The organism is Pyrobaculum neutrophilum V24Sta, from assembly GCF_000019805.1.
Classification (GTDB): Archaea; Thermoproteota; Thermoprotei; order Thermoproteales; family Thermoproteaceae; genus Pyrobaculum; species Pyrobaculum neutrophilum.
The window spans coordinates 1,087,099-1,111,823 of sequence record NC_010525.1 but is presented as its reverse complement, the minus strand read 5'-3'; the positions used below and the strand labels follow the sequence as shown (position 1 = coordinate 1,111,823).

The window sequence follows — 24,725 nt, the reverse complement described above, 5'->3', positions numbered from 1 at the left end:
TAGTAAATTATAATGGAGGTGCGGGGGGTGGGATTTGAACCCACGCAGGCCTACGCCACAGGGACCTAAACCCTGCCCCTTTGACCTGGCTCGGGCACCCCCGCCTAGAGACGCAGTATGTTGGTGAATTAAAATTTTTCCGCTACAGTGGGTGTATGAGGTTTAGCACCAGTATAGCCGCTATGAGAGCCACAGAAATTACGACGGCCGACTTAGGGGTGAGCTTGATGCGTTCGAGCTCTCCCTCCTCGCTGAATTTTATAAGCCCAGCCGCCACGAAGGGGTTCAAGCCCTCGTACCTCCTCCTCCGCGCCACGGTAGCAACATACAACTGATTTAAAAAGCTTATCAGCCCATGCGAGTCTCTTCACGCCTCCGGCTATTGAGGCGACATCACAGTATGGCTTCTCTCTGCAGATTCTTTAAACATGCCGCCTATATTCCCCTGGCGCCCTCAACCACGCAGGCGGCAAGCCCCCTACGAAGCCGGTCTCCACAACCGGCCTCTCTGAGGGTTGGACCTCTCAGGGTGCCGGTATGGCCGAGCCCAGAGCCTGTACAGCGACTAAACGATTATACAGAGACGGATCGTAGGTCTGCGGCTTTATATATCTGTTGTTGCGGATGTTGTGTGGGCCGCGGCTTTGGCAGGCTTGCTCGGCGGCCTTCTTGGCCCTCTTATTGGGGTGGGCGGAGGCGTGATCGTTGTCCCTTTGTTGAACCTCTGGGGGGTGCCTTTTCAAGCGGCCGCTGCGGCGAGTATGTTCTCCATAGTGGTCTCATCGGCGACTGCAGTGTACAACTACAGGCGGGCGATTGACTTCAAGTCTTTGGCGGGCTACGCGGCTTTGTCCCTCGCGGCTGCTGCGGTAAGCGCCGCATTTTCTGTCAAATATTCAGGGCCGTGGGTTAAGCTGGCGTACGGCCTATATCTAGTGTCTGTGGGGAGTGTGCTTCTGAAAAACGTGGAACCGCGTAGAAATGCGCCTTGGCTCGGCCCTCCACTTGTGTTTATAGGGGGGTTCGCCTCTTCTCTTTTCGGAGTGGGTGGGGGGACGGTCTTTGTGCCAACCCTCATGTTGACCTCCGGCCTTGACGCAAAGAGGGCGGCCGCCATGAGCATGGGGATTATCTTCCCGACGGCGGTCTCCTCGGTTGCGACGTACGCCGCGCTGGGGGTTCTCGACGTCTCTCTGGCGGCCGCAACGGTGGCGGGTAGCTTCGTGGGATCCTACATATCAAGCCGCTATATCATGGGGAAGTTGAGGCGGGACGCGGTCAGGAGGCTCTTCGTCGGCTATGTATACGCTGTTGGGGTCTACTATCTATGGAGTTACCTTGCCCTGTTCCTGACCTAGGTTCACGATGGCGGTCTTCACCCACTTGAACCAGTCGGCGTAGGTTCGGTCTCTGCCGACTGTGAAGGGCTCATACACGACGTATGAGGTGTCGTTGCGGAATATGGCGACGTATATAGGCGGCGTCTGTGAAACCGGAGAGCCGCCGAGCGGTCTGTACTGTCCATATGTATTAGCCACCAGCGTCGCGAGGTCCAGCGCTTGATCCACACGTTGGTCGTATAAAGTGGAGGTCTCCACCCTCCCCCGTAGGTAGTCTTGGAGGGCTATCTTCCCGCTGTAGAGGAGGGAGAGGTAGCGCTTGGTGGCGTTGTCTGTGGCCCACGGGGCGAGGTAGACGGTGTAGCCGTCGGCGGCCTTGAGGAGCTCGTTTAACGTGGCTAGCAGCTCCTGGCGGTTCGTGGCGTTTAGTTGGTCGCGGTACCCCACAACGACGACGCCTTGGGAGCCCCTCTGGGCTAGAACGCCGATTTGAGCCGCTTTGCCCAGGATTTCCTGCCGCTTGGCTTGGTCCTCCCAGTAGGGCTTAAACAGGGGTTCTCTGCCATAGGCTCCCGTAGCCAAGGTGGCAAAGAGCAGACCCGCGGTGGCGGCGAAGGCTATCGCCATTATAAGCCAGTTGTTCATAGCGCGTCCGTAGGCCCCACTTTATAAATTTATAAAGCGGTTTGTATGAGGCGGCAACGTGGGCCTCTCATATTGGCTTAGGGGGAACGTCGGAGCTATGGTGGTGTCGTGGTTTCTGTTCGCGATCTCCGGCTCTCTGACTCAGCCATACATGTCGATGTACCTCCACATGCTTGGCGCTTCCGACATCGAGATAGGGCTGGTGAGATCCTTGGGGTCTCTGGCGGTGCTTCTCACAATACTCCCAGGGGGTGTTTTAACGGACGTGGTGGGGAGGAAGAGGTCTATCGTGGTGGGGACCTGGGGCATAGCGGCTGTGCAGTTCCTCTACGCGGTGGTGCAGGACTGGAGGCAGTTCGCCGTGGTGTATGTGGTGGACTGGGCTCTTCACTTCTACCAACCGGCGTTAACCGCCATACTGCTGGACTCCCTGCCGCCCCACAGGAGGGGCGGCGGCATGATGTTGACGGCAGTGCTCCCCCAGGTGCCGTGGCTTTTTCTGCCGCCGGTGGGGGGCTATCTGTTGGATCACATGGGGCTACTCGGCATGCGTCTCTCCTTCGTGCTGTCCGGCCTTGTATCGGTGACTGTGGCCGTGCTACGGATGAGGGCGTTGGAGGAGACGATAGAGGTACGTCCGTTGGACGGGAGACGGCTACTGCGCGAGGTCGTGAGGTCCTACGCCATCTGGAGGGGGGTCCGCCTCATGTCTCCCTTTATGGCGTACGTCGCCTTCCTTGGGTTTGTGACGTCGTTTGCTGGAACGGCTCTACAGACTTTCGGCGTGTTGTATGCCGTAAACGTGGTGGGCATCGACAACACGTCGTGGGGAGTGACGCAGAGCGCCGCGACTGCCGTTGGGATCTTGTTCGGCCTTGTCCTGATGTCTGTCATAGATAAAGCGCCTCGGGTCACCGCGCTGTTTTCGGGGCTTCTCCTCATGTCGGTGGGCTACCTCATGCTCGGGCTCTGGAAAAACATCGTATCGCTCGTTACAGCGGCGATAATCGTGGGGGTAGGCGGCGAGGTCGCCATGTCTATTAGAAGGGCGTTGGTAGGCGACTTAATCACGCCGGAAAACAGGGGGCGGGTTATGGGCTCCACGCTTGCGCTTGAATATATGGGGTCGATAGCCGGAGGCGTCTCTATTGCACACCTATACGCCGCCTCTCCCCACCTGGCCTTTCTGGCGTCTGGGATAGCCCTCGCGGCCGCGTCTCTACCGCTATTGCGGAGGCTGGCTAGCCCTTGACTATCAGAACGTCGATGGGAGACTCCTGGACTACCCTAGAAGATACGCTACCCATGAGAACCCGCCTTATGGTTGAAAGGCCTCTTGCGCCTAGCACGATCAAGCTGGCGTTTACCTCCCTGGCGAATTTCACGATCTCGTGGGCCGGATCTCCCTCGAGTATCTTCCCCTCGGCGTTGCCCCCCACCGTTTGGACGGCCTCCTTGACTAGCTGTTCAGCCTTCTCCCTAAGGCTTGCCAACACGGTTGGAGAAGAGAAGACGTCAGATAGGGAGAGGACAGCCGTATCGATGACGTGAACTATATATATCTTAGCGCCGAACTTTTCCGCCAGCTCCTTCGCCTTGCTGAGCGCCTTCTTTGCCTGCACGGAGCCGTCGTAGCCGACCACGATCTTATCCATGTTTATGCCGAAGTAGTTATTTAAAATATTTCTCTGGCGTGTTCAGCTAGCGTTTTCAACGCGGCGCGTTCGGCGAGGAGATCCCTTATGGAGATGACGCCATAAAGACGGCCTCCCCTTGTCACAACCACATGTCTTATCCCGTGTCTCTGCATGATCTCGGCCACCCTCCAAACCGGCTCCTCCGCTTCAACGGCGATGGCGGGGGCCGACATGACCTCCTCCACAGGCCTGCCCAGGTCTAGCCCTTGGGCCACGGCCCTAATTATGTCGCGTTCAGACACAACGCCGACCACCAACTCGGGATTGCGCCTATCAACGATAACTACGAGGCCGATCCGACGGCTCGACATAATCGACGCCACCTCCCTAATTGAGGCGTCGGGCGTAGAGGTCACCACCGGCCTTTTTGCAAAATCCCGGGCGAGCACTATAGACAAGGGGGTGGTCAATATAGATTTTTCCCGCGTCCCAACTACCGAAGAGGCAGTGCTCGGCAGGACTACGGCTACGTATGAAGGGGTGAGGGCGGTGGTAGCCCGGCCGGGATTCGAACCCGGGCCACGGGTTGTGGGTGCCGGCGGCACTGTCCAAAGCCCCGCATCCCAAGCCGGGTTGTCCTTTGGCCGCTAGACGACCGGGCTCGCCGTGTTTATACACCCACGTTTTAATCTTTTTCGCTGGAGATGGGCGGAAAAAGTTTATATTTCGAGTTGGGGGGTCTATATATGGAGAAGGCCATCTCTATAACCCTCAACACGCCGTATCTGGTGGAGCAAGTCTATAGGAGGATCGTGGGGGAGCTGAGGGCCAGGGGTTACGTCGTTGCCCCAAGGGTAGAGGGCAACAAGATCGTGATTCCATACACCGAGGAGACGCGTAGCGCCGTGTGGCATGTGGTGAAGAGCTTGCCGCCCGCTGTTTTTACGAGCATAGATTTAAAATAGGGGCCGGGAGACTACGTGCCGGTAGTTAGCAAGCCTTGTATATACGCTGGAACGTGCCCAGGCGACCTTGGAGACACGGAAGTTCTTTGGTTTGGAAGACAGCTCTGCGTCTCTAAGGCGTCGGGGATCATCAAGGTGTTCGGGGCCCTGGAGACCGCCCTAAGCTATATAAACGCCGCGGCGGTGCTATGTAGAAGGCAGAGGAAGTGCCTCATGAGAGCCTACTGGTCTCTCTTCTACCTTGGCTTTTACCTATCCACTGGCGCGGAGAAGTACTACACCAAAAGCGTCTCCATGTTGCAGAAGGCGGTTAGGTGCGTTTACCCCATGTTGTCCGACACGCCGCTGGGTTGGTTGATATGCCTAGATCGCTGTTGCGCCACCATCAACAACGCGAGAGTCTGGGTTAGGTGGGTAGAGCGGAGGCTCGCGGCGGTAGAGGAGGGGAGGGAGGCTATATTCGTCCTCAACCACCTAGGGAGCCTTTTGTTCGAGCTTATGAGGACCCGTCACCACGCCGTGAAAACAGCAAGCGGATACACCGTGGTGAAGCCCCAGAAGGCCCACCCACCGCCCGTTTGGCTAAACGAAGAAAACACGACCGCCTCCCCGTCCTAAGGGGGCTCTGTTGTAATACAACGCCCTCTCCTCCCGCCAGCGGGCGCCTCCTTTCGCAGCCGTTGGAGAGACCACAAGGCGTCTGAGGACTCCGGGGCTTGATGGGTGGCGGAAAAGTTTTAAGGTGTTGGTTGGTGTGTGGCGGGGCCGGTAGTCTAGCGGAAGGATGCCCGCCTTGCACGCGGGAGATCCCGGGTTCGAATCCCGGCCGGTCCACCACCCTGGACGTGCTTTTAAAGAGGGATTTCATACGTGTTTAAGCCTAGGGCGGACCCATGTATATTCCTCCACAGCTCCCCCGACGACTGGCTACTCCTGCTGGGGGAGAGGCTCAGCGGCGAGTTGGTGAGGAGGTTTAGGCATCTTGCGCGCGACGTGGACGACCTGGTGCAGTTGGTTGCCGATAACCCGGGGATATTGTGGGTGGGTCTACGTGGGCTCGAGGTGGGGGGGCCCTTCAGGAATGAGTGGACGCTGTTTGTCGAGGGAGGCTACGTAGCTCCTCACGCCAGAGCGAGGTGGCTCTACGTGGAGACTGGTGAGCGTCTTGACGTGAGGGTTCAGGTTTCGCCTTGTTTTCTCCTGTCGTCGCTTGATAAACCCGGCGTGAGGTACACCTGGCGGAACAGGGCTTCCACGATTTTCCGCTGGGTGTCGGAGGTGCCGCGTCTGCAGCCGCTTGAGGTCTTTAGACGCGCTTTTCCCGCAGAGCTTAGGGAGCTGGCCCATAGCAGGGGGTACGCATGGGTTGCGTGGACTAGGTGGAGAGATAGGAGAAATAGGCACCTGGCTGAGTGGCTGTATTGGCTAGACACGGGCAGGTTGGCGCATATAGACGCCCTATTGGGGAGGATGTGCACCTCGCCGTCTTGTACAAAAAACCCAAGCTCCGAAGGTTTGTACATCTCGGCGTTATGACGACGCTGACAGAGGTAAAGAGTTGGCTGGGGGAGGGGTGGGAGATGAGGTGGGGCCCCCCGCCCAGGGGGGTGAGCCTGCTTAAGGAGTTCCACATGGCGGATCCGGCGGAGGTGGAGCCCTTGTGCAGACGGGGAGAGGCGGTCGTTGTATATATCGTCGCCTCGGTGGAGGATCTAAACGTCATATACGGCAGGGTGAAGCCCAGAGTCACGAGCTGTCCAACCGCCACCTTTATCCGGAGGTTTAGGTGGGGAGAGGCGGCCGAGGCCGTCAAGACGCTTGTGGAGTTCGCGCTTAAGGTGGATAAGGTGCCTCTCTTTCAGATAAACCCAGAGGTGGTGCGATACGCGGGCCTCTGCGGCGAGTACCCGTTGCTATGTGAAGAGCCCGACGTCGTGGTTGAGGCCTTGAGGAGGCGGCTGGGGCGGAGGGGCAACCCCCAGGTTGTACAGCCGAGGGGGGGCGGGTGGGCGTTGGACGAGTTGGTGAAGGTGCTGAGGGAGAAGATCGAGCTAGACGCCGCCTTCGCAGAGGTGGTGAAAAAGGTGGCGGAGGACCCCGAAAGGCTCAGGATGTGCTATGCTTGACGGAGCCGCCTCGGAGTTGCTCAAGAAGGTGTCCGAGGCTTGTAGAGATGAGGCGTTCTACAGAGCCCACAGGGATATATGCATCGCGGCGCGCCTCGCCCTGCTTAACGTAAAAGGAGGCGGGGTCAAGCTGAGGCCCTCCCTCTTGAGGTTGGAGAGCCTATCCGACAAAAAGGCCGCCTCATACGTCTTGAGGGAAATTAGAAGGGAGGTCGGCCCTGTGACAGACGGCGAAAGTTTAAAGAGAGCGGCGGCAGCCTTGGTATACCGGAGGCTGGCGGAGAGGCTGTGAGACCCATAAAGCTGGTCCTGATCTCGTCGCTAGACGGGGGCGTTGGGAAGACCACGCTGGCGAGCGTGTTGGCTGTGGCCAAGGGCTACACGTTGTTGGTAGACATGGACTGGGAGAAGGCAGACCTATCGCAGTTGTTCAGAGCGCCAAGGAGGCCGGGTTGGCTGGCGCCCTTCTTAAAGGGCGGCGCGCCCTACGTCCACAGGATATCCCCCGTCCTCTACCTCATGCCGGGCTACGAAGCCTTCGAGCTGTACCAGCGGCTGGGGGAGGACGTGGTGAAGGACTTCGGCGAGGCGATGCTCGAGTGGATGAGCTACATGCCGAAGTTTGTCACAAAGCTGAGGATCCCGGTGGACACCGTGGTCGTAGACACCACGGCGGCTCTCAGGGCCGAGCTGCTGTCGAAGCTCCAGAGCGCCGGGGTGTACAACATATTCATGGCGGACCGCCGCCTCATTTCGAGGATCTCCGACATAAAGGCGGAGCAGTACCGCCGCTATATGGCCTACTCAGCGCTGGTGGTGGTCAACATGGTGGAAAAGGACGAGGTGAAGTTGGCTAGAAAGATCGCGCCTGTGGTGCTGAAGCGGGTTGCCATAAGCGAGTACTACGGCGAGTCCGTGGCCAGCTCCGTGCTACGGGATAGGGAAAACCGGAGGTCGGTTGAACACATCGTTACGCGGATAAAGCTCTCATGATCTACGCCCACGCCGACAAAAGCCTTAGATCTAGGTGTTGGCTGAGGAGGGAGGGGGTGATCGTCGACAGAGGGCTTAGGACAGACGTCTGCATAACCGAGGACCTCATGTACGTCGTAATCGATCCGGATCTCCCCGACGATTTACAGACGGCGCTTCTGCTCGTGATGCTTAGAGGCGCCGTGCCCCCCGACGAGAAGGAGTACCCAAAGGTGGTTAAATCTATAGCGGAGGGCCTCCGCGATAGGGCCATCTGGGCTTTGTACAGAGACTACAGAGAGGTGGTCCACTACCTCCTGGACCGGTGGTCAGGCGCGCGGGACTACATGGGATACGGCGCGTTGGAGGCCATGATGAAGGACCCCCTGCTGACCGAGATAGTTATTCCCCAAGCCACGGCGCCGGCCGCCAAATACACATACGTCCCCAAGAACCTACGGGAGCAGCTGGAGTACCTCAGGTTCCAGGTGGTGGAGCTGGGGAGGTACAGGCGAGTCGTCGCGGTGAGAAACGAGATCCGCCTCCCCACCAACATCACCATACCCGAGCCCCTGATGTATGTGGTAGTGAAGCAGCTTCTCCCCTCTCTCACCATGGACAAGCCCATGTTGACGCGGGAGGACCCGGTGCACAAGGCGAGGATAGCCGCAGATCTAATCGAGTACAACGTCAACATCAGGAAGACGTCCGCCTACCCCAAGCCCTCCAAGGCGTTGCTGAGGCCGTATCTCTCAAGGCCAAGGCTCGAGACGGAGCGGGTGTCCAGCGCCTACAGCCCAGAGGGGCTGGAGCTGTTGGCTCTGGCCTCTCTTGTCCTGGAGACTAAAGGGGGCGTGGTGTTCTCAGGCGGTATGGGCTCCGGAAAAACGACGCAGCTAAACCAGCTCCTCTACCTCACCCCGCCGTGGTTCCAGGTCGTTGTGGTGGAGAGGGGGGCTAGGGAGATCTGGGCCCCCCTAGATGGGCAACTCCTCCACATCTCCGTGCCGGGGGAGGAGAAGCTGTGGGCGGCGCTGGATCAAGCCCTGAGGTACGGCACGATGCACACCGTCGTCGCCCTAGCCGAGGCGAGAACGCCGGCGGAGCTCAGGACCCTGGTCAACTACAAGCTCACTGGACACGGCGCGTTGACGACGATGCACGCCGACACGGTTAAAGACGCCGTCTTGCGCATAGTGGAGGCCGAGGCTCCCCCCGAGGGTCTACACGGCATGTTGATAATCCAGCTATCTGCGATAGGCGGCACCCGATTTGTAAAAGAGGCGAAGGCGGTCGTCGTCGAGGGGGGTAGGGCGCAGGTGGCAGAGGTCTCGGCGCTTACGCCGGCTGTGTCTAGCTACGTAGAGGAGATGTACGGCGTTGACCTCAAGAAGGAGCTTGCGCTGAGGATGGAGGCCTTGGTAAAAGCGGCAGAGATGGAGGACCCCATATCGGCGAGGAAAACCATAGAGGAGTTGCTGTGGCTCAAGAGGCTTGACCTCAAGACGGCTGTGAAGGAGGAGGCGTCCCGCTTTGGATATGTATAACCTTTTTCCGGGTTGAAGACGCCCTTGGCGCATGGTGCTTAAGAGGAGGTCCCTCGAGGAGGCGCTGGAGATGCCGGCGGGGGACAACGGCGTTGAGACAAAGGCGGAGGGGTGGCAGGACTGCCTCGTCAAGGCCCTTGTGGAGATGCCTCCGGAGCTTTCGGAAAAGGTGCTGTCAGCCCTCCCAAAGGACGTGCTTATGAGCGCCCTCCAGAGCCGGGACGACCCCTACCTAAAGCTGGCGCTTCTCCTCCTGGCGAGGAGATGAGGGGACTTGAGAAGAAGGCAGTTAAGAGGGGTCTCACGGCGTCGACGGCCAGATGGCTTGAGGAGCTGGCGAAGGAGCTGGGCGTCGGAGAGCGGGAGATGCTGAAGGCGGTTATGAAGCTGGCGAAACACGGAATTTGGCTTGAGGAGGAGGACTGGCGCGTCGCCGCCCGCTCCCTAGATCTAACTAGGCACTTGGACATGGCGGTGGACTACGTGATCCGCCGCGTCTCTTCGGGCATCCCGCCGGCACAGGCCGTCGAGGAGCTACCGAAGGCCGTGGAAAAGGCCGGGAGGCTGTCCCACATCAGGGAGGTGGTTTCGAACCTCATCTAACCTTTTTCACGCCGGTGTAGGGCCTCCACATGCGTAGAGAGGATTTCTACATCGCGGCGGCCCCCATCTTCGCCACCTACCTAGGGGCTGTCTCGGGAGCAGAGGCGCTTAAGTACACCTCCTTCAACGCCGCTGAGCTAGACGAGGTCGAGGCGCGGAGGCTTTTCGTCTCATCCCTAATGCCTTCGCCGTCGGCGGCGTTTCTAGAGGAGAAGGAGGAGGCCGCCCGGCAGATGGGCTATGCCCTAGCCCAGGAAGAGGCCGGCGTAGATAGGTCCGTGCTGGTTTATTCATACCTAGAGGGCATGAGGGCGCTGGCTGTGGCCAAGGTGGAGGCGAGGGCGAGGCTCTACGAGTCGATAACCTCCTCCTTGGGCGCCGTCTTTCTACTGCCCCTGTTCCTGCTCTTTCTCTGGGCTGTTGGTGTTCTATCCGTGGAGCCCTTGCTCCTCCTGGCGTTGATATACGGCGTAACAGCGGCACTGGGTGCTGTGGCGGTGGCGGCGGCTCCTCACGACCTAGACCTCTGGAGGACCTACGAGTGGTCTCTGGTCCTGGGCGCCGGCGCCGCCGCGCTAGCGGCGTTTATAAGCCCGCCCGCGGCGTTTATCGCCTTTGGGGTAACCACCTGGCTTTGGCTAAGGGCTAGAGATAGGGCTTGGTGGTTCTCCATTAGGAGGGAGGTTCCGCCCATGTTGCGCTCGGTGGCGGCTATGTTGAAGGAGGGGGCTCCGCCGGACGTCATCTTAGGCCGCCTTGTGGGGAGCTACAAGACAGCCGCCAAGATAGCGTACGGGTACTTCGTCCCGTCGCGCTACTTCGTGTTGGCGAAGGCGATGTATAAGGCCATCGTCGAGGCCGGAGGCGCCGCCGCCTCAAAGGCCGTGGAGTACATACAAGCCCTCATCGACATAGAGTCGGCCTCGGTTAAGCGCGTCGCGAAGCTCTCCACCGCCTACTTCTCCCTGTTTATAGCGGCGGTTTTCGTCCTCGCCATGGCGACCTCCTCCGCTGTCAAGCAGCTTTCGGCCGTGGAGACCGGCTACAACCCCTTCTTCTCCCCGCCGCCCTACGACGAGATACGGCAGGTTTTGTCCACGGCCATGTCGCTGGTCGCAGCTGGGTACGTGGCGGTGGTCTTAAGCCCGCTGGGCCTCCACAGGTCCACCGCGTTGGGAGGGGCGGCGGGCTTGGCGCTACAACACGCCCTCCAGATACTCATCTAAACTTTTTCCCCAGCGCAAACGCCGTAGATCCATGAGGGCGAGAGGGCTTACAACGGTGGAGTCTCTGCTGATAGCAGCGGCGTTTATAATCGTGGGCGTAATAGGCGTTTTGACGTTCCAGGGCATTGGGAAATCCGCCGCGGAGTCGCTGAGGGCAAACGCCATAGTGACCGCTGACCGGGGCGGCTTCGACGTAACCATAGAGGTGCTTAACGGCAAAACCTCGGGGGTCTACATCAGATACGGCAAGTCGGGCTCACCAGGCGCCGACTTGGTCACTGGGCGGTGCATAGTTGCAAACTCCGGCGTCTTCACAGTCGACTCGGCCAACATACAGCCGCCCCTCGTGGCGGGCCAGTCCGCAACCTGTAGATTCGGAGGAGAGCTGGAGCCCGGCGCACAATACACCTACGTTGTCTACGCCGTAGACGCCACAAGCGGCAAGGCTGTCCAGATCGCTAAGGGCGTAGTCACAGTAGGAATCTCCTAAGGTTTTTCCCCCGCCGCGTCTCCCACCCTCATGCGTAAACTCCCCCTACTCCTACTGGCGGCGCTGGTCTGGGGGCAACTCGTCAGTTGGGTCCCTCCCCATGCCCAACTTGGACAGATCTACATCTACAACGCAACCCACTTCGTCCTGTATCTAGAGGGGAGGCCGATCTACCTAACCCAGGTGGGGCTCGTCTTCAACGGCTCTAAGGCGGAGGCCCAAGCCGCGGTGCAGTACCTCATGGCCCAATGTAGATACGTGGCTTTTGACGTCCACAACGCCACGAGTGGGGAATGGATGGGGGATATATACTGCACTAAAGACGGCACCTCTTGGCTCTGGCTTAGGTGGTTGCCTCTCCGGTTCGCAGCATATAGAGGCTACGTCGAGTTCGTAAGGGAGAACCTCACAGTGGCTACGCCGATCGGCGTCTACTCAGGCTACGTGCCGGCGGGGTGGTACCTCGACAGAGCGACTAAGGCCGTGGTGAGGTTGCCCAGCTCCACCGCCGCTATAGTGGAGGAGGTCGACAAGCTTCAAAAGACTGTGGAAAGCCTCAAGTCGGAGCTGGAAAAATACTCGGCTCAACGCCAGGAGTTGGCCAACGTGGCTGCGCAACTGAGGAGCCAGCTGGAGGCGCTGGAGATGCAGAAGGAGAGGCTGGCCGAGCTCCTAAGGCAGAAAGACGGCGAGCTTTCGGCGCTTTCCGCCAACCTGCGCGCCTGCCTCGCCGACAACGAGGCGCTGAGGAACAGATTGGAGGAGTTGGAGAGGCGCAACAGGGAGCTAGCCGCCAGGATTGTGAACACGTCCGCGGCCGCGCCCGCCGTCACGTCGGCGGAAGGCGGACAAGCGGGCGGTTGGCCCATCCACCTGGCGTTGATCGCCGCCGTCGCCGCCGTGGGCGCGGCCCTCCTCGTGTATAAGAGGCGCTCGGCGGAGTGACATGGAGGACCTCGTCGCCGCCTCGGCGTTTATAGTTGCGCTCTCCGCGTTGACCGTCTATACAGCCCTCGTTTTAAAGCCGTTTATGCCTGCGGCGGTTGTGGAAGCGCCTATCGCGCCGGCGCGCGACGCGCCTGTTAGGCACATATATGTATACAACTCGTCCTCAGGCCTTTACGCCGTTGAGTACGAGGGGGCCGGCGTGGAGGAGTTTAGGCGCTCGCTGGGAGTGCCTGGCGATCTCGTCGCCGTGTTTGAGGTCTACCCCGGGGGGTACAGATGTAGCCTCTACGGGAGCCGCGCAGTGAGGCTAGGCGCCGACCCGTACACCGGCTTGTGGTGCCCTCCGCCGTTTCGCCCCCACGTGGATCCGGACTGCGTGCCGGTGGCCATCGCGGCTAGAGGCCGCTGGTTGGTGGCACAGTACCGTTGCCCGTAGTATGTACCTCGCTAGAGATGTTCTGATCCTCGCCGGCTTGATGGCCTTAGCCGCGGCCGTGGTGGCCTCTCTCTTCCCGGCCAGGGAGGGGGTTTCCGACGTCCCAGCCTGCACGGACTGTCTGCTGAAGCTGAGGGGAGGCTACGCGGTGGTGCAGGAGGGGGATTCGGCGGTGCTCTACCTAGGCACGAGGGAGGTGGCTAGGCTTGGGTGGGCCTACTATAGGGGGAGGCCGCTGAGCGTAGGAGATAGAGTCGTCTGCGACCCCATGTATCTATATCTGGCCGCGGGGCTCGCCTACGTGAGTTGCGGAGAGGAGGTGGTAATAGGCAGAAGGCTTTGGTGATATGTGGTCTACGGCCTACGGCGTAATAGCCGCCGCGCTAGTCGCTTTTGCGTTGCTATACGCCGCGTCCCACACGCCGTATATCGCCGGGGTTAACACGGCCGATCAGCTCTACTTTGCCAAGGCCAGCATTGGCGCCAGAGGCTTCAACTATACGCAAGACGAGGAGGTCTTCCAGAAGGGGAGCAACGTCGCGAGGGCGCTCGTTGTGAACATCACCACCAGCTCTGGCCTATTCCCGGCGGCGTTGCCCCTTGGATACAAGGCGGAGGGCCGCGGAGGCCCCATCCTCTACCAGATCTACGTAAACCTCATCTTCTGCAAGAGGGCGCCGTTGCCGAGCGGCGGCTCCGCATACCTCTACGCGATCGAGCTGAGGCACTCGGTGGACGTTCTGCCTTGGATAGAGGTGGAGGCGCCGGTTGGCTTGGATCTAGGATTCTACCGCCAGCTGTGGCTTAAGCAGAAGCGGCCTCCTGTGCTCGGCGTGCCGCCCCCTCCCAACGCCACGTACGTGCTAGTCCCCAAGGCGCTTGTCTACAACGCGACGGGGGACGTGGCTACGCTGTACGTCGAAGCGCCGTCTCCCCTTATATATATCGTTGATTACCCGCTGAAGCTCCCCATAGCTTGTCCAACAGCCTTTGCCTAACCTTTTTCCCCGGAGCCTCGGAGATCTTCCATGCGCCTGCTCCTCTGGCTAATCCTGCCGGCGCTAGCACAAGCCGCCGTCTCCGTGACGTGTATAAAAACCTGGGACTTTCGCATAGACACGTCGACGTATGCCCACATCGCCTTCACCTTCACATCGCTGGCGCCTCTAGGCGTTGGGAGAGGCGTGGTCGCCTTCACCGCCCTCAGCCAGCCGACGGAGGTTTGGGGCGAGCGGTTTCTAAACGCATCAGAGGTGGCGGTGGCCTCTAGAGCCACCTCCAGCTTGTGGGATAGAGACTTGAAGTACGCCATCAAGCTGAGCTACTTCAGACCCGGCCTGTGGTCCGTGGCCCAGTACCTCTGTAGGGCGAGGTTCGACAACGGAGCGGAGGTGGAGGGCGTGTACTACAAAGTCGAGGAGGAGCCCCCGAGGCAGTTGGAGGAGGTCGCCTTCGTAGTCCCCCGATCAAGCTCCTCCTATAGGGAGACGAGGGAAATACGGCTGTCTCTACGCCCCGACCGCCTCTTCAGCTGGATGACCCCGCTGTGTGTAGACCTGCCGGATGCCTCCAGCTGGCCCAGCTGCCGGACGTACTACACGGGGGACAACCTGGTGTTGAGGGTCTCCACACCCGGCGTGTGGAGGGCTTTAGAGATCGCTGGGAAGAGACCAGGCGACGTGGTTGAGATAGGCGGCGTATATGCTAGGATCCCCGACCCGTGGCTATACGGCGACTGCGACATGCTGGGTTGTAGATCTACCCTGGCCACGGACGCAGGTGTAGCGCCGGCGGGCGCGGCACAGAACATTCCCTTTTCCTACAAGGTGGAGCTCGCGGCTGTCGCGGCGCCTCTGGCGTGGGGAAAAATCGAGCTTAGGCCTCCGAGGGAGGTACCTCTCTACGTCTCTAGAGTGGTGCAGATGAGGGGGCTGAGTTGCCAACCCCCCGACTGCTTCACCGTGGCTACGGCGGGCAACGCCACGTGGGCGGGGCGAAGTTGGGCGTGGAACTGGACTCTAGCCTCGGTGGCCGTGAAAAGCCCCTATCTCCTAACGCCGTACGTGGCGGTGAGGTGGCAACACGAGGCCAACTCCTCAGCGCTGTCGCGAGCTCTATCCGTCTACGCGCCGCTGGGCTCCGCCGCAACGTTCGACGCGGCGGTGGTCTGGCGTCTAGATGCTGGCGGGAGAGCCGTGTGGATAGACTCAACGCCGGGCACCTATCTCCGCGCCGTGGATGACGCGGGGAAGCTTGTTGATTACGAAAAAGCCGGGGCGCTGGGGAAGCTCAGCTACAGAGCGGTGCCCGCCTCAACGCAGCCGGGCATAAAGTGGGCAAGCTTCAACGCGGCCGTGGACCCAGCGCTGAGGGAGATAAAAACGGCTTGGTTCTCGCCGCCCAATCCCTGTCGACAGTGGCCCGAGGAGATCTTGAGTTGCGTATACTCTCAACACGTCTATTCAAAGGTGAACGGCACGTGGGTCGGCTACTCGAGAGTTGGCACATCTGCGAAGTGGCCGATCGCCAGATTGCCCCTGGTGGATTGGCTTATCCCCCAGCAGGGTGTATGTGGACGCGATGGATACAGAGACTTCATGGAGTTGACGGCGGGCGACCCCGTCCTGTACTTCTGGCACGTCTACAGGCTTAGGGCCTACGCCTTCAACCCCAACACGGGGGATTGGGATATACCAGAGGTCTGCGTCCGGCCGCCTCCACACCATGTGTCCATGCTCAGCGCCGTCTACGGCGCCTCCGCCTACCGCAACACCACCAGGGGTTTCGAAAGGCTTTATTTCCAAACAGCCGAGGGCGGGGCCTTCTACAACTACCTCTTCGAGGGCGTTGCGGGCAATGAATACCCCGCGGGCTGGACAGACGCCTTGCCCCTAGGCCTCCCCTCGATGGTGTCCAACTCAACAGGCCCGTGGCTCGTCTACCTGGCGCCAACGACTCTGTGTGACGCGCCGATTTGCACAGCCGTAGACGCCCGCATCTGGGGCCCCGCCCCCGGCCCCATCCCCGACGTGGCGTTGCCCAACGCGGGCTATACCTTCCTCGTGATCTACACAGGCAGCGAGATCAACGCCACCTTGAGGTTGTACGTGGAGATGGGCAAGGTCGCCGAGCCGGGCGGCTTGAGGTACCGAGACGTCGGGGGGACACCCCTGGCAGAGGTGAGAAAGACGTGGAGACCTCTCGACGGCGTTTACGTGGGGCCGGGCTGGTGGATCGGCTACACGCCTCTCGGGGCTTGTCATTCGATCCACATAGGCCAAAGGCCCGTGTACATCACGCCGGCTAACTGGACCGGGCCAATCGCGGTGACTCTTGAGGTGGAGGCAGAGGGGTCGTCTAAGCGCTACAGCTACGTCTTCTTCGTCACGCGAGACGTCTCCTACAAGATCGAGGCCAGCTCGGCAGCGCCTCAGACGTTGACATCCCTCCACTTAAACACGACTATCTATCTCACAGCGGGCGGGGTACCCTACTTCCACGGCTACTACGCCGTGGGGGAGGGGGGTAGGCTGGGGAGAAGCTTATGCGTCGTCGCGGCCTCGGAGTCGCGGTGGGGGGTTGAATACAGCTCCCAGCTGGCCGCCAGCGGGGATTTCTGGGGCGAAGTGCATCTCCTGGGCGGGTTGAGGATGGTTGACCGCTACGTGGAGCCGAAGGTGGAGTTGGTTGACCCAAGCCGCTCCCTCGTCAAGATCTCGGTGGACGCCCCCGCCGTCGGGTTCGCGTTCTACCTAATGAGAGGCGGCGCGTGGACTAAAGCAGGCGAGTGGCGTGGGAGATGCGTGGTGGTAAACGCCACCGCCACCTACCCGTGGGATCCGGTGTTGATACTCCCCATAGTTAGGGAAGAGGCCCAGGCGAGGCCTGGAGACGTCGTTGAGCTCTGGCGGCCGAAACCCATCCTATTGTACAAGACGTGGGCAGATCCATCCGGCTTCCCCAGGGGGAGGCCCAGCTCCCTCTCGGCCGTGAAGAGATGTTGACGGCGAGGTACCTCCTGGCGTTGGTGGCGGCTGTAGTAGCCACCGCGCTTGTGGCGACTTCTACGATCAACGCCGTTGCCTCCGCCGACTTCTCACTACGGGCGCTTGCCTCCTCCATAGCAAGCGGAAAGCCGGCGAAGGCGGAGACGCCCCTGTCTATTCGGGCCTACACTGTCTACTACGTCTACAGAGGAGGACGCTGGATCGTGGAAGGAGGCGGACCGGGCCTCCCCCTCTACGCGGTGGCCATTGGGCAGTGTCCGCCCATATGGGAAATGTTGAACAAGACGTTTACGGCGCGGAACAACACGGTATATCTCACGAGGTGCTCCATAATTTTCCCAACGGCGGAGGCGCGGGGGAACACCACGGTGTTTACCCACGTAGTTCCCATGTGCGACGTGGGCACAGACTTCAGACCTGAGACGGCGGAGGAGTCCTACATCTACGCCAACATGACCGTCAAAATAAGGGCAGTACTGGTCTGGTGTTAAGGTTTTTCTCCCGCGCGGCGCACCACAGCCATGCGTCTAGAGCTGGCCCTAATCCCCATGATCTTCGCCGTTGCCGTGTCAACGCTGGCGTTTATAAAGCCCATCCAGATATACAGAGTCGACCTTTCACCCCTCTTCATATACTGGCCCGAGGCACTGCGCTACGCCGAGATGGGCGATCCCACAGCCGTGTATAGAGTCACCGGCTTGGTCCGTTGCTCTGCGTCTGGGCCCATAGAGGCGCCTCCGGGCGTTGCATACAGGGCGTTAAACCTAAGCTGCCGCTTTAGCCCATGGTAGACGACGTCATCCACCTCGCGGCGGTAAACGCGCTCGCGATAGCCGCCCTCGCCGCGTTTATCGCCCAGCATGCCCCCAGCACGCCGGCGGTATGCCAGGCGGCCAAGATAGCGCTGGAAAACCCAGGGTCGGAGATCCACGTCTACGGCCGAGTCAATATCGCCTACGACGGCGAAGCGGTCCTCCTCTCCTGCGGCCTGACGCTTCCCCGAAGCCGCATCCTCTATATAAACAAGACCGAGGGCCTGCTGAAAATAGGCTCCACGGCCGATGGAAGACTCTACATAGGCTAGGACAGAAAGTCGGTTAGGGCTCTCCCCCTCGGCAAAAGGTCGAGGGGGTCTCTCCCAACTCTTTCCACATACCGCCTATACTCCTCGTCCATAGGCCTCAGCTGGATCCTCCTAACCGTCTCCCTAATCTGCCAGTTCCCCACGGAGACGTAGTAGCCCTCCCCTATCCACCTCACCACCGCGACGGAGCCCCTCCGGCCCATGGAAGCCAGCTTCTCCAAAAGGGCAACTCTAGCCGCCTCGAACCCCCCGTCCATGGCAGAGCGCGCCCCCCTCACGTCCTCCTTTACCAAGATCTCGGCCACCTCGCCCCCCGACTGCCAACGCTCAAGGTAGACAAACCTCAGCGGACCCGGCACCACGGCCACAAGATAGCGGTTGTCGAGGTATTCGCCGTAGCCGTATAAGATCCCCCCAACCTCCGGCAACGTCCTTACCCTGCCGGCGAGCCAGTTGCCAACGGCCACGTCCACCGCCGTAATCCCCCACCTCGACGGCACAAGCCGCCTCCTGTGCCTAGCGCCCAGTAGGCCGAGGGAGAAGGCCCTCTGGATTGTATAGATGTCGACACCCCTCGCGTAGAGCTCCACCGCCGCCTCAGAAGCAGATACGTCGTCCCAGATAAGCCTGTCGAGGGGAGGAGGCACCGATGGGTTCTCAACAACCCTAGCCCGCTCAAGGGGGGCCCTCGGCCCCATAGGCTTCTCAAACAGGTCAAACCGTATCTGCGGTAGCGGGGCCTTGGCGAACCTCATCTCCACGTCGACGGGCTTAGCGGAGATATACACGTAGGGCAACTCCCCCAGCTCCCAAGGCGACTTGGCCCTCTTCACGCCGAAGGCCATATAGCTCCTCCGACGCGCTATCTCCTCAAGCGGAAGCCCCCACATCGATGTCGGGTCGTCGTAGAACCTAGCCTCTTCTCCAAACACATCGGGCGGCTCCCCAAAATACACCGATACAGCTGGCCACCCCGCCTCCCCCACCACAGCCGCAGGAGGCGTGGAGCCAAACACCTCAAGCCCCCAGCTTCTACGCAAGGCTATCTTAAACGCAGCCACCCTATCCTCGATAGGACAGCGCCGAAGGCCGCATAAGAGCTTACGCCCGCCACACTTCACACAGATAGACACGGAAAAATACAAACAGAGGTTAATGTAGGTAGTAGCTAGCCTCCCTCAGAAACTGGGCCAGGTGGGGCGCCTTGGCCTCCAGCTTCTTCACGGCAGTCTCAACGTCGTCGTGGGGGTCTACCCCGTACCTCACAAACGAATACGCGTGGACCCCCAACACGTGGATCACCGCCACCACGAACACCACACACATCCACTTTAAAAAACCCTCCGTAGCGGCGAGGATGGGCAGGTGCCGGGCAGGGTTTTGCGCGCAGGCGCTTGCGCCTAGAGCATCCTCCTGATTAGGTCGTTTATCAAAGGTCCTCTGTATCCCAGATCTCCGCCCACGGAGAAGTGTAGCTTTAGGCTGTTTAAGCCTCCCCGCGGCGGGTGCAGTCTAAAGAAGGGCTTTAGGTATGGTATACACGGGGCCCTCTGGCCCTCCCTCGCGGGGACTTTCCTGCCGCAGGAGAGGCGGTCAATCTCGCCGGCTACAAAGGCCAGAGCCACCTCCTCGAAGGATCTCCACCCCCACCTCTGCAGATGCTCCAGCGTAAGAGGCCTATCGCCCACGAGCCGCCCCCTCCTCTTCAACACCTCGGCCAGGGTGTTGGCGTCTATCTCGCCCCAGGTGATCCAGTCGTTGGCCTTCTCTATCATGCCCAACACGTCGGGGGACCCCACCACGACGGTCATTGTGAACTTCCTCCTAAGGCGGAGGAGGTCGAGGGTTGCGGCGATGTCCCGGGGCGTGGTGGGTATACCCCTCAGCCGTATTACGGCGTATCTCGGGTATACGACCTTGGCTATCATACCCTGAAGTAGTAGGTGTTTCTCAGAGCGTTGTAGACCGCCATGGCGAAGTTAAGAGTCGACCTAGTATCCCCACGCGTCTTTGTCCAGACGTCCCTAACGCCAGCAAGCCTCAAGACAGCCTTCGCCACATCTCCAGCCACAAGACCCACGCCCTTCGGCGCTGGGATCAACGTCACCTCTACGCTCCCCGACTTCCCCCTCACCACGATAGGCACGCTGTGGGGCTCGTCACAGGAACACTTCCAGGAGCCGCAGCCGCGTCTAACCGGGGTCAAGTTGAGCTTCGCCTCCCTAGTGGCCTTCTCGATAGCCTGCCTCACCTGCCTAGCCTTGCCGATCCCAACACCAACATAGCCATCTTCGTTTCCAACAACCACCACGGCTTGGAACTGGTTGCGCTCACCGGCATGCGTCTGGCGTTGCACCAAGTTCACATTCAAGAGCTCCTGCTTCAGCCCAGGCACCAACACGTCCACTATCTCAGGCTCCTTGATGATGTAGTTATTGGCAAAGACCTCGTCTATAGTCCTTATCTTCCCCTCCTTCACCAGACGCCCAAGCTCTGTCCTTGGCTCCCAAATACTTAAATCGACGACGCTCACGAACCAGCCAGACACCACCCCTTTTTATATTTATCCGGCCTCCCTATACGACATCGACGCCGGCGGAGGCGCCGACAGCGGCCGCCCAGGCTCCCCGCATACATACCCGAACTCGTAGAGACGCCGGGGGCGCCCACCGGGGCGCGGCCGCCCTAGCGTTGTAGTTCGGCGTAAACCCTATCCAAAATGGCGTACCTCAGCTCGTCCTCCTGACGCGGGTCCCTCAACAGCCCCCGCACAGCCAGCAACACCCCCCTTATCCCGATCCTCTCGACGTCGACGCTAAGCTTGTCGAGGCCGAAATCCCGCGCCGTCTCTGAAACCACCTCGCGTATCCTCCTAAGGTCGCGGCCGTGCGGGATGAAAAGCCTAATTCTCACCTCGTGGCCCTCGGGCGACCTCACCCGCCTAAAGGGGCTCTGGAGAAGCACAGTGTACGGGATGTAGATGTACTCCCGGCGCGGGTCCTTCAGCACTATATACGCGTCCTCAAGCGCCGTCACGTAGCCCCTCATGTCGCCAAGCTCTATGTAGTCGCCCACGTGTAGATCCACAACTCTAGCCACAAACAGCCCAGTCAGAAACTGCTCCAGTATCCTCCTCGTGCCGAGAGCCAACACCCCCATGGCGATCACGAAAACAGCAAAGACGAGATAGAATAGGAAGTGGAGTTGCGCCACCGGGGACACAATAGCTAGAAAAAGCGAAAAGGAGAACAGAGACGCCAAAACCTCCACGAGGTATAGCTACTCCCTAGAGAGTAGCCTGGAAAAGATCCTCTTTACAAAGAAGAGAAGCACCAGAAAGGAGGTCGCAGCCGCTAAGGAGGCCGAAATAAGGCTCACAAGAGCGAGATCCATAGGGGGTAAAGAGCCGGTAAAATAAAATTTTAGTAGTTAACCTTCCCAAATACCTTCTTCAAAATCTCGTAGAACTCGGCCTGCTCGTCGTGTTTGTATAAAGCGCTGTATATAGCGTCAAGCCTCTCCCTCAAGACCTTGAGCTCCACAGACGCCACCTGTACCCTGGTCTGCAACACGGCGTCGGGGTTTACAGAGATGCTGTCTATGCCAGCTCTCACCAGGAACTCCACGAGCTGCGGATAGACGGAGGGGCCCTGGCCGCATATCGAGACTGTGCGGCCCATCTTGTGGGCCCTCCTGATGAGCTCGTATATAGCCCTCAGCACTGGCGCCTCCCGCTCGTCGAAGTACTTCGGGTTGATGCGCACCAAGATGTCGTTGTCTCTATCTACGCCGAGCACGAGCTGAGTTAGATCGTTAGACCCTATGGAGAAGCCGTCGAAGTACTGGGAGAACTCCTCTACCATGAAGGCGATAGACGGCACCTCCGCCATAGCCCACACCTTGAAGTCGCGGTCGCCGACGAGGCCCTCCTCCTCGAGGAGCTTGGCGAACCTCTCAGCCTCCCACACCGTTCTCACAAAGGGCGCCATAACCCAGACGTTGGTGAGGCCCATCTCCTCCCTCGCCTTCTTTATGGCCTTCAGCTCCAGCCTAAACGCCTTCTCATACTGCGGCGAGATGTAGCGCGATACGCCGCGCCAGCCCAACATCGGGTTGCGCTCCTCGGGCTCGAACTTCTCGCCCCCCTCCAACCCCCTGTACTCGTTAGACTTGAAGTCGCTGAACCTCACCACGACGGGCCTTGGATATATGGCCGAGGCCACCTTAGCGATGCCCTCCGCCATCTTCGAGACGAACTTGTCCTCCTTCCCGATGGAGAGGAGGTACAGCGGGTGTTGCCCCACCCAGCTGGAGATGACGAACTCAATCCTCATGAGGCCAATTCCGTCGAAGGGCAAGTCCTTGTACTCGTCTATCTTGTCCGGCTCGCCTAGGTTCATATAGACCTTGGTCCCGGTGGGGATGGAGCGGTATATGTGGAGGATTATCTCCTTAGGCGCCACCGCCGCCCCCTCTGCAGGCTTCCTCTCCTCAGCCTTCTCAGCCGCCGCCCCCGCGAGCACCACGCCTCTGCTCCCGTCTACCGTGTAGATCTCGCCGTCTTTCAACACCGAGGTGGCGTTTCCAGTGCCCACCACCGCCGGTATGCCCAGCTCTCTGCTCACGATAGCGGCGTGCGACGTCCGACCGCCCTCGTCCGTCACGATGGCGGCCGCCAGACGCATGTAAGGCACCCAGTCGGGGTCCGTCATCTTCGTGACCAAGATGTCGCCCTTCTTCAGCTTCTTCTTAGCGTCGTCAAGGGTGAGACACACCTTGGCGGCTCCCACGGCAACGCCCGGGCTGGCGGCGATACCCCTCACAACCACAGCGCCGGCCGGCGCCCCCTCCTCCTTCTTAACCTCGGCTTGTTTCCTCGACCACACGGTCTCAGGCCTAGCCTGCAGTATGAAGAGGTTTTGTGGAAACGCCATGTCTGCATCTACGGCGAACTCGATATCCACGGGGTGGCCGTAGTGTTGCTCCAGCTTGACGGCCATCTTCGCCAGCTCAACCACCTCGCTGTCTTCGAGAGCCGGTGCCTGGGCCTTGTCTAGAGGAAGCTCCACCTCCTTGGTGAGACCGCCGTCGTCTCTCACGACGGCTACCTTCTTAGTCGATATCCTCTTCTCGACGATCTTCATCGTGGCCTTATCGACGACGTACTCATCGGGGGTTACGATGCCTCTTACTACCCCCTCGCCTAGGCCCCAGCTCGCCTCGATCACCACCTTCGACCTATCGCCGTTGGTGGGGTCGAGGGTGAACATAACGCCGGCGGATCTGGCGTTGACGAGCTTCTGCACGACGACGGCCATGAGGCTCTTCTCGTGGGGGATGCCCATCTTTTCGCGGTAGTACAAGGCGCGCGCCGTGTAGAGGGAGCTCCAGACCTTTTTGACGTACGTCACCACGTTTTCAACCCCCCGCACGTTGAGGTAGGTGTCCTGCTGGCCCGCGAAGGAGGCCTCGGGGATGTCCTCAGCCGTGGCTGAGCTTCTCACGGCGACAGCGACGTTCTTCACCCCGGTGATTTCACACAGCCTCGCGTACGCCTCGGCTATCTCCTTCTCCAAGTCGGCGGGGAGCGGGGAGCTCTCCACCATCTTGCGGATCTCGGCGCTCGCCTTCTCGTACTCCTCAGGCTCGCCCTTAGTGATAAACTCGGAGAGCACCCCCTTGATCCTTTCCCTAAGCCCCGTGGCCTCTAGGAAGTAGCGAAAAGCCTCCGAGGTTACTACGAAGCCCGGGGGTACCTGGGCTATGCGCGCCACCTCGCCGAGGTTAGCGCCTTTGCCCCCCACCAACACGATGTCGTTTTTCCCAACCTCGCTAATCCACTTAATAAACCGCATACGGCTGAGTATACCCGGTTATATAAGTATAACTCGCTATATAGGGAAAACTATTATTATTATAGATAAGTACATTTATGAGCCCGAGGGGTATACATCCGGCGGATTCCGCCGACTAGTTTAAACAATTTTAAGTCGTATCTTTGGCAAACTTGCATATTTTCGATATATAGAGCGGAACACGGCCCTAGACCTAGGAGGTCTCACCGAGGTCACAACCCTAGCCAGCCTTCTACCGCAGTATAGACATCTGCGGAGCGCCCCGCTGTACATTAGGTAGTCAACGCCGCAGTGTACACATCTTCCAACCTCGGGGAGAACCTCGGTAGCCCCCACTTCCACCTCCACCCACCCGCCCCTAAGAACCACCCCGTCGACGTAGGGGGCGAACACCCCCACTTGCCCTAAGTCGACGGCCACAAGCACGTCGAAGGGCCTACGGGCCTCCTCGGCCGTCCTCCGAACGGCGTTCACCACCTCCGCGACGTCGCGGCCCTCGAAAAGCACGAACTTAGCCCCCTCGCGGTACCTCCCCACCTCGTAGTCCAGCTCCTCCAACACGCCGTCGGCCCCGCCGGCGAAAGCGGCGTCTACGCCGTCCTCCCCCAGCTCTCTGCTCACAAAAACCCTGGCGCCGGCCTGCTTAGCTAACCTGACGGAGGTGGCGATGGACATGAGCCGCGCCACGGAGGGGTCGCAGTCGCCGAAGGGCTCCCCCAGGGCTATCGGCGTTCCGTCGATGGGAGATTTGGAACAGAGCCAGGAGCCGGCGAAAACAGCCACGGGAGGACCCCCGACGTAGGCCAGAGGCATGGCTTTTTAAAAAACAGAGAATAAATAAATC

At 60.1% G+C, this 24,725-nt stretch carries 32 protein-coding genes and 3 tRNA genes; 22 read left to right on the top strand and 13 right to left on the bottom strand.

The window, feature by feature from the left end:
• Nucleotides 1-19 precede the first annotated feature (19 nt).
• Nucleotides 20-104: transfer RNA gene (locus tag TNEU_RS06205), tRNA-Leu, on the bottom strand.
• A gap of 38 nt (nucleotides 105-142) precedes the next feature.
• A complete protein-coding gene (locus tag TNEU_RS06200) occupies nucleotides 143-316 on the bottom strand; it encodes a preprotein translocase subunit Sec61beta (RefSeq protein WP_012350580.1) in 174 nt (57 codons plus the stop codon).
• Nucleotides 317-629: 313 nt separating this feature from the next.
• Here TNEU_RS06200 and TNEU_RS06195 point away from each other — a divergent pair, with 313 nt between their 5' ends.
• On the top strand, nucleotides 630-1,358 hold the full coding sequence (locus TNEU_RS06195; RefSeq protein ID WP_012350579.1) for a sulfite exporter TauE/SafE family protein: 729 nt from the start codon (nucleotides 630-632) through the stop codon (nucleotides 1,356-1,358).
• On the opposite strand, the gene TNEU_RS06190 is transcribed toward TNEU_RS06195, so the two are convergent.
• Nucleotides 1,326-1,985 carry a hypothetical protein gene (locus tag TNEU_RS06190; protein ID WP_012350578.1) on the bottom strand — a complete coding sequence of 220 codons (660 nt, stop codon included), beginning with the start codon at nucleotides 1,983-1,985 and terminating at the stop codon, nucleotides 1,326-1,328. The genes TNEU_RS06195 and TNEU_RS06190 overlap by 33 nt on opposite strands.
• Nucleotides 1,986-2,043: 58 nt before the next feature.
• Between TNEU_RS06190 and TNEU_RS06185 the strand changes: the two genes are divergently transcribed.
• A complete protein-coding gene (locus TNEU_RS06185; protein WP_012350577.1) occupies nucleotides 2,044-3,237 on the top strand; it encodes an MFS transporter in 1,194 nt (397 codons plus the stop codon).
• On the opposite strand, the gene TNEU_RS06180 is transcribed toward TNEU_RS06185, so the two are convergent.
• From TNEU_RS06180 to TNEU_RS06170, 3 genes are all read right to left on the bottom strand, one after another.
• A complete protein-coding gene (locus TNEU_RS06180; RefSeq protein WP_012350576.1) occupies nucleotides 3,227-3,640 on the bottom strand; it encodes a universal stress protein in 414 nt (137 codons plus the stop codon). The two genes, TNEU_RS06185 and TNEU_RS06180, sit on opposite strands and share 11 nt — an antisense overlap.
• A 20-nt stretch (nucleotides 3,641-3,660) precedes the next feature.
• Nucleotides 3,661-4,071 (bottom strand): CBS domain-containing protein, encoded by a 411-nt coding sequence (locus TNEU_RS06175; RefSeq protein WP_012350575.1) that lies wholly within the window; start codon nucleotides 4,069-4,071, stop codon nucleotides 3,661-3,663.
• 101 nt (nucleotides 4,072-4,172) lie between these two features.
• A tRNA-Gln gene (locus tag TNEU_RS06170) sits at nucleotides 4,173-4,284 on the bottom strand.
• Between the two features lie 84 nt (nucleotides 4,285-4,368).
• On the opposite strand from TNEU_RS06170, the gene TNEU_RS06165 reads away from it, so the two are divergent.
• The 20 genes from TNEU_RS06165 to TNEU_RS06070 all read left to right on the top strand — a co-directional run bounded on the left by TNEU_RS06165 (nucleotide 4,369) and on the right by TNEU_RS06070 (nucleotide 18,026).
• Complete coding sequence (locus tag TNEU_RS06165; protein WP_012350574.1) at nucleotides 4,369-4,587, top strand: hypothetical protein; 219 nt, start codon at nucleotides 4,369-4,371, stop codon at nucleotides 4,585-4,587.
• A gap of 15 nt (nucleotides 4,588-4,602) precedes the next feature.
• Nucleotides 4,603-5,205 (top strand): ATP:cob(I)alamin adenosyltransferase, encoded by a 603-nt coding sequence (locus TNEU_RS06160; RefSeq protein ID WP_012350573.1) that lies wholly within the window; start codon nucleotides 4,603-4,605, stop codon nucleotides 5,203-5,205.
• Nucleotides 5,206-5,349: 144 nt separating this feature from the next.
• Nucleotides 5,350-5,424: transfer RNA gene (locus TNEU_RS06155), tRNA-Ala, on the top strand.
• A 33-nt stretch (nucleotides 5,425-5,457) separates the two neighbouring features.
• The gene (locus tag TNEU_RS06150; protein ID WP_012350572.1) at nucleotides 5,458-6,123 is read left to right on the top strand and encodes a hypothetical protein; all 666 of its coding nucleotides are present in this window, start codon (nucleotides 5,458-5,460) and stop codon (nucleotides 6,121-6,123) included.
• Nucleotides 6,120-6,713, top strand: a complete 594-nt coding sequence (locus TNEU_RS06145) for a hypothetical protein (protein WP_012350571.1) — start codon at nucleotides 6,120-6,122, stop codon at nucleotides 6,711-6,713. Before TNEU_RS06150 ends, TNEU_RS06145 begins: the two co-directional genes overlap by 4 nt.
• Entirely contained in the window at nucleotides 6,706-7,005 is a 300-nt protein-coding gene (locus TNEU_RS06140; protein WP_012350570.1) for a hypothetical protein, read from the top strand. The genes TNEU_RS06145 and TNEU_RS06140 overlap by 8 nt, the downstream gene beginning before the upstream one ends.
• Nucleotides 7,002-7,706, top strand: coding sequence for a ParA family protein (locus tag TNEU_RS06135; RefSeq protein WP_012350569.1), 705 nt, complete (start codon nucleotides 7,002-7,004; stop codon nucleotides 7,704-7,706). Before TNEU_RS06140 ends, TNEU_RS06135 begins: the two co-directional genes overlap by 4 nt.
• Nucleotides 7,703-9,232, top strand: a complete 1,530-nt coding sequence (locus TNEU_RS06130; RefSeq protein ID WP_012350568.1) for a type II/IV secretion system ATPase subunit — start codon at nucleotides 7,703-7,705, stop codon at nucleotides 9,230-9,232. Before TNEU_RS06135 ends, TNEU_RS06130 begins: the two co-directional genes overlap by 4 nt.
• A 31-nt stretch (nucleotides 9,233-9,263) precedes the next feature.
• Nucleotides 9,264-9,500, top strand: coding sequence for a hypothetical protein (locus tag TNEU_RS06125; RefSeq protein WP_012350567.1), 237 nt, complete (start codon nucleotides 9,264-9,266; stop codon nucleotides 9,498-9,500).
• On the top strand, nucleotides 9,497-9,835 hold the full coding sequence (locus TNEU_RS06120; RefSeq protein ID WP_012350566.1) for a hypothetical protein: 339 nt from the start codon (nucleotides 9,497-9,499) through the stop codon (nucleotides 9,833-9,835). The genes TNEU_RS06125 and TNEU_RS06120 overlap by 4 nt, the downstream gene beginning before the upstream one ends.
• 29 nt (nucleotides 9,836-9,864) lie before the next feature.
• The gene (locus TNEU_RS06115) at nucleotides 9,865-11,061 is read left to right on the top strand and encodes a hypothetical protein (protein ID WP_012350565.1); all 1,197 of its coding nucleotides are present in this window, start codon (nucleotides 9,865-9,867) and stop codon (nucleotides 11,059-11,061) included.
• Between the two features lie 31 nt (nucleotides 11,062-11,092).
• Entirely contained in the window at nucleotides 11,093-11,551 is a 459-nt protein-coding gene (locus TNEU_RS06110) for a hypothetical protein (protein WP_012350564.1), read from the top strand.
• Nucleotides 11,552-11,581: 30 nt separating this feature from the next.
• Nucleotides 11,582-12,496: a hypothetical protein gene (locus tag TNEU_RS06105; RefSeq protein WP_012350563.1), complete on the top strand. Its 915-nt coding sequence runs from the start codon at nucleotides 11,582-11,584 to the stop codon at nucleotides 12,494-12,496.
• A gap of 1 nt (nucleotide 12,497) precedes the next feature.
• A complete protein-coding gene (locus TNEU_RS06100) occupies nucleotides 12,498-12,935 on the top strand; it encodes a hypothetical protein (protein WP_012350562.1) in 438 nt (145 codons plus the stop codon).
• Between the two features lies 1 nt (nucleotide 12,936).
• Nucleotides 12,937-13,281, top strand: coding sequence for a hypothetical protein (locus tag TNEU_RS06095; RefSeq protein WP_012350561.1), 345 nt, complete (start codon nucleotides 12,937-12,939; stop codon nucleotides 13,279-13,281).
• A 1-nt stretch (nucleotide 13,282) separates the two neighbouring features.
• Nucleotides 13,283-13,933, top strand: a complete 651-nt coding sequence (locus TNEU_RS06090) for a hypothetical protein (RefSeq protein WP_012350560.1) — start codon at nucleotides 13,283-13,285, stop codon at nucleotides 13,931-13,933.
• Nucleotides 13,934-13,963: 30 nt separating this feature from the next.
• Nucleotides 13,964-16,939 carry a hypothetical protein gene (locus tag TNEU_RS06085; protein WP_012350559.1) on the top strand — a complete coding sequence of 992 codons (2,976 nt, stop codon included), beginning with the start codon at nucleotides 13,964-13,966 and terminating at the stop codon, nucleotides 16,937-16,939.
• Nucleotides 16,933-17,433: a hypothetical protein gene (locus TNEU_RS06080; protein WP_012350558.1), complete on the top strand. Its 501-nt coding sequence runs from the start codon at nucleotides 16,933-16,935 to the stop codon at nucleotides 17,431-17,433. Before TNEU_RS06085 ends, TNEU_RS06080 begins: the two co-directional genes overlap by 7 nt.
• A 30-nt stretch (nucleotides 17,434-17,463) precedes the next feature.
• Nucleotides 17,464-17,733 (top strand): hypothetical protein, encoded by a 270-nt coding sequence (locus TNEU_RS06075; RefSeq protein ID WP_012350557.1) that lies wholly within the window; start codon nucleotides 17,464-17,466, stop codon nucleotides 17,731-17,733.
• Nucleotides 17,727-18,026 carry a hypothetical protein gene (locus tag TNEU_RS06070; RefSeq protein WP_012350556.1) on the top strand — a complete coding sequence of 100 codons (300 nt, stop codon included), beginning with the start codon at nucleotides 17,727-17,729 and terminating at the stop codon, nucleotides 18,024-18,026. Before TNEU_RS06075 ends, TNEU_RS06070 begins: the two co-directional genes overlap by 7 nt.
• Here the strand turns inward: TNEU_RS06070 and TNEU_RS06065 are convergent.
• The 7 genes from TNEU_RS06065 to TNEU_RS06040 all read right to left on the bottom strand — a co-directional run bounded on the left by TNEU_RS06065 (nucleotide 18,023) and on the right by TNEU_RS06040 (nucleotide 24,694).
• A complete protein-coding gene (locus tag TNEU_RS06065; RefSeq protein WP_012350555.1) occupies nucleotides 18,023-19,159 on the bottom strand; it encodes an Nre family DNA repair protein in 1,137 nt (378 codons plus the stop codon). The two genes, TNEU_RS06070 and TNEU_RS06065, sit on opposite strands and share 4 nt — an antisense overlap.
• 19 nt (nucleotides 19,160-19,178) lie before the next feature.
• The gene (locus tag TNEU_RS10265) at nucleotides 19,179-19,337 is read right to left on the bottom strand and encodes a hypothetical protein (protein ID WP_187146762.1); all 159 of its coding nucleotides are present in this window, start codon (nucleotides 19,335-19,337) and stop codon (nucleotides 19,179-19,181) included.
• Nucleotides 19,338-19,426: 89 nt separating this feature from the next.
• Nucleotides 19,427-19,954: a 50S ribosomal protein L30 gene (locus tag TNEU_RS06060; RefSeq protein WP_012350553.1), complete on the bottom strand. Its 528-nt coding sequence runs from the start codon at nucleotides 19,952-19,954 to the stop codon at nucleotides 19,427-19,429.
• Nucleotides 19,951-20,559 carry a 30S ribosomal protein S5 gene (locus tag TNEU_RS06055; RefSeq protein WP_012350552.1) on the bottom strand — a complete coding sequence of 203 codons (609 nt, stop codon included), beginning with the start codon at nucleotides 20,557-20,559 and terminating at the stop codon, nucleotides 19,951-19,953. The genes TNEU_RS06060 and TNEU_RS06055 overlap by 4 nt, the downstream gene beginning before the upstream one ends.
• Before the next feature lie 152 nt (nucleotides 20,560-20,711).
• A complete protein-coding gene (locus TNEU_RS06050; protein ID WP_245521944.1) occupies nucleotides 20,712-21,296 on the bottom strand; it encodes a mechanosensitive ion channel domain-containing protein in 585 nt (194 codons plus the stop codon).
• A 152-nt stretch (nucleotides 21,297-21,448) separates the two neighbouring features.
• Nucleotides 21,449-23,881 (bottom strand): phosphoenolpyruvate synthase, encoded by a 2,433-nt coding sequence (ppsA, locus tag TNEU_RS06045; RefSeq protein WP_012350551.1) that lies wholly within the window; start codon nucleotides 23,879-23,881, stop codon nucleotides 21,449-21,451.
• 120 nt (nucleotides 23,882-24,001) lie between these two features.
• Nucleotides 24,002-24,694 carry a hypothetical protein gene (locus tag TNEU_RS06040; protein WP_012350550.1) on the bottom strand — a complete coding sequence of 231 codons (693 nt, stop codon included), beginning with the start codon at nucleotides 24,692-24,694 and terminating at the stop codon, nucleotides 24,002-24,004.
• Nucleotides 24,695-24,725: the final 31 nt, after the last annotated feature.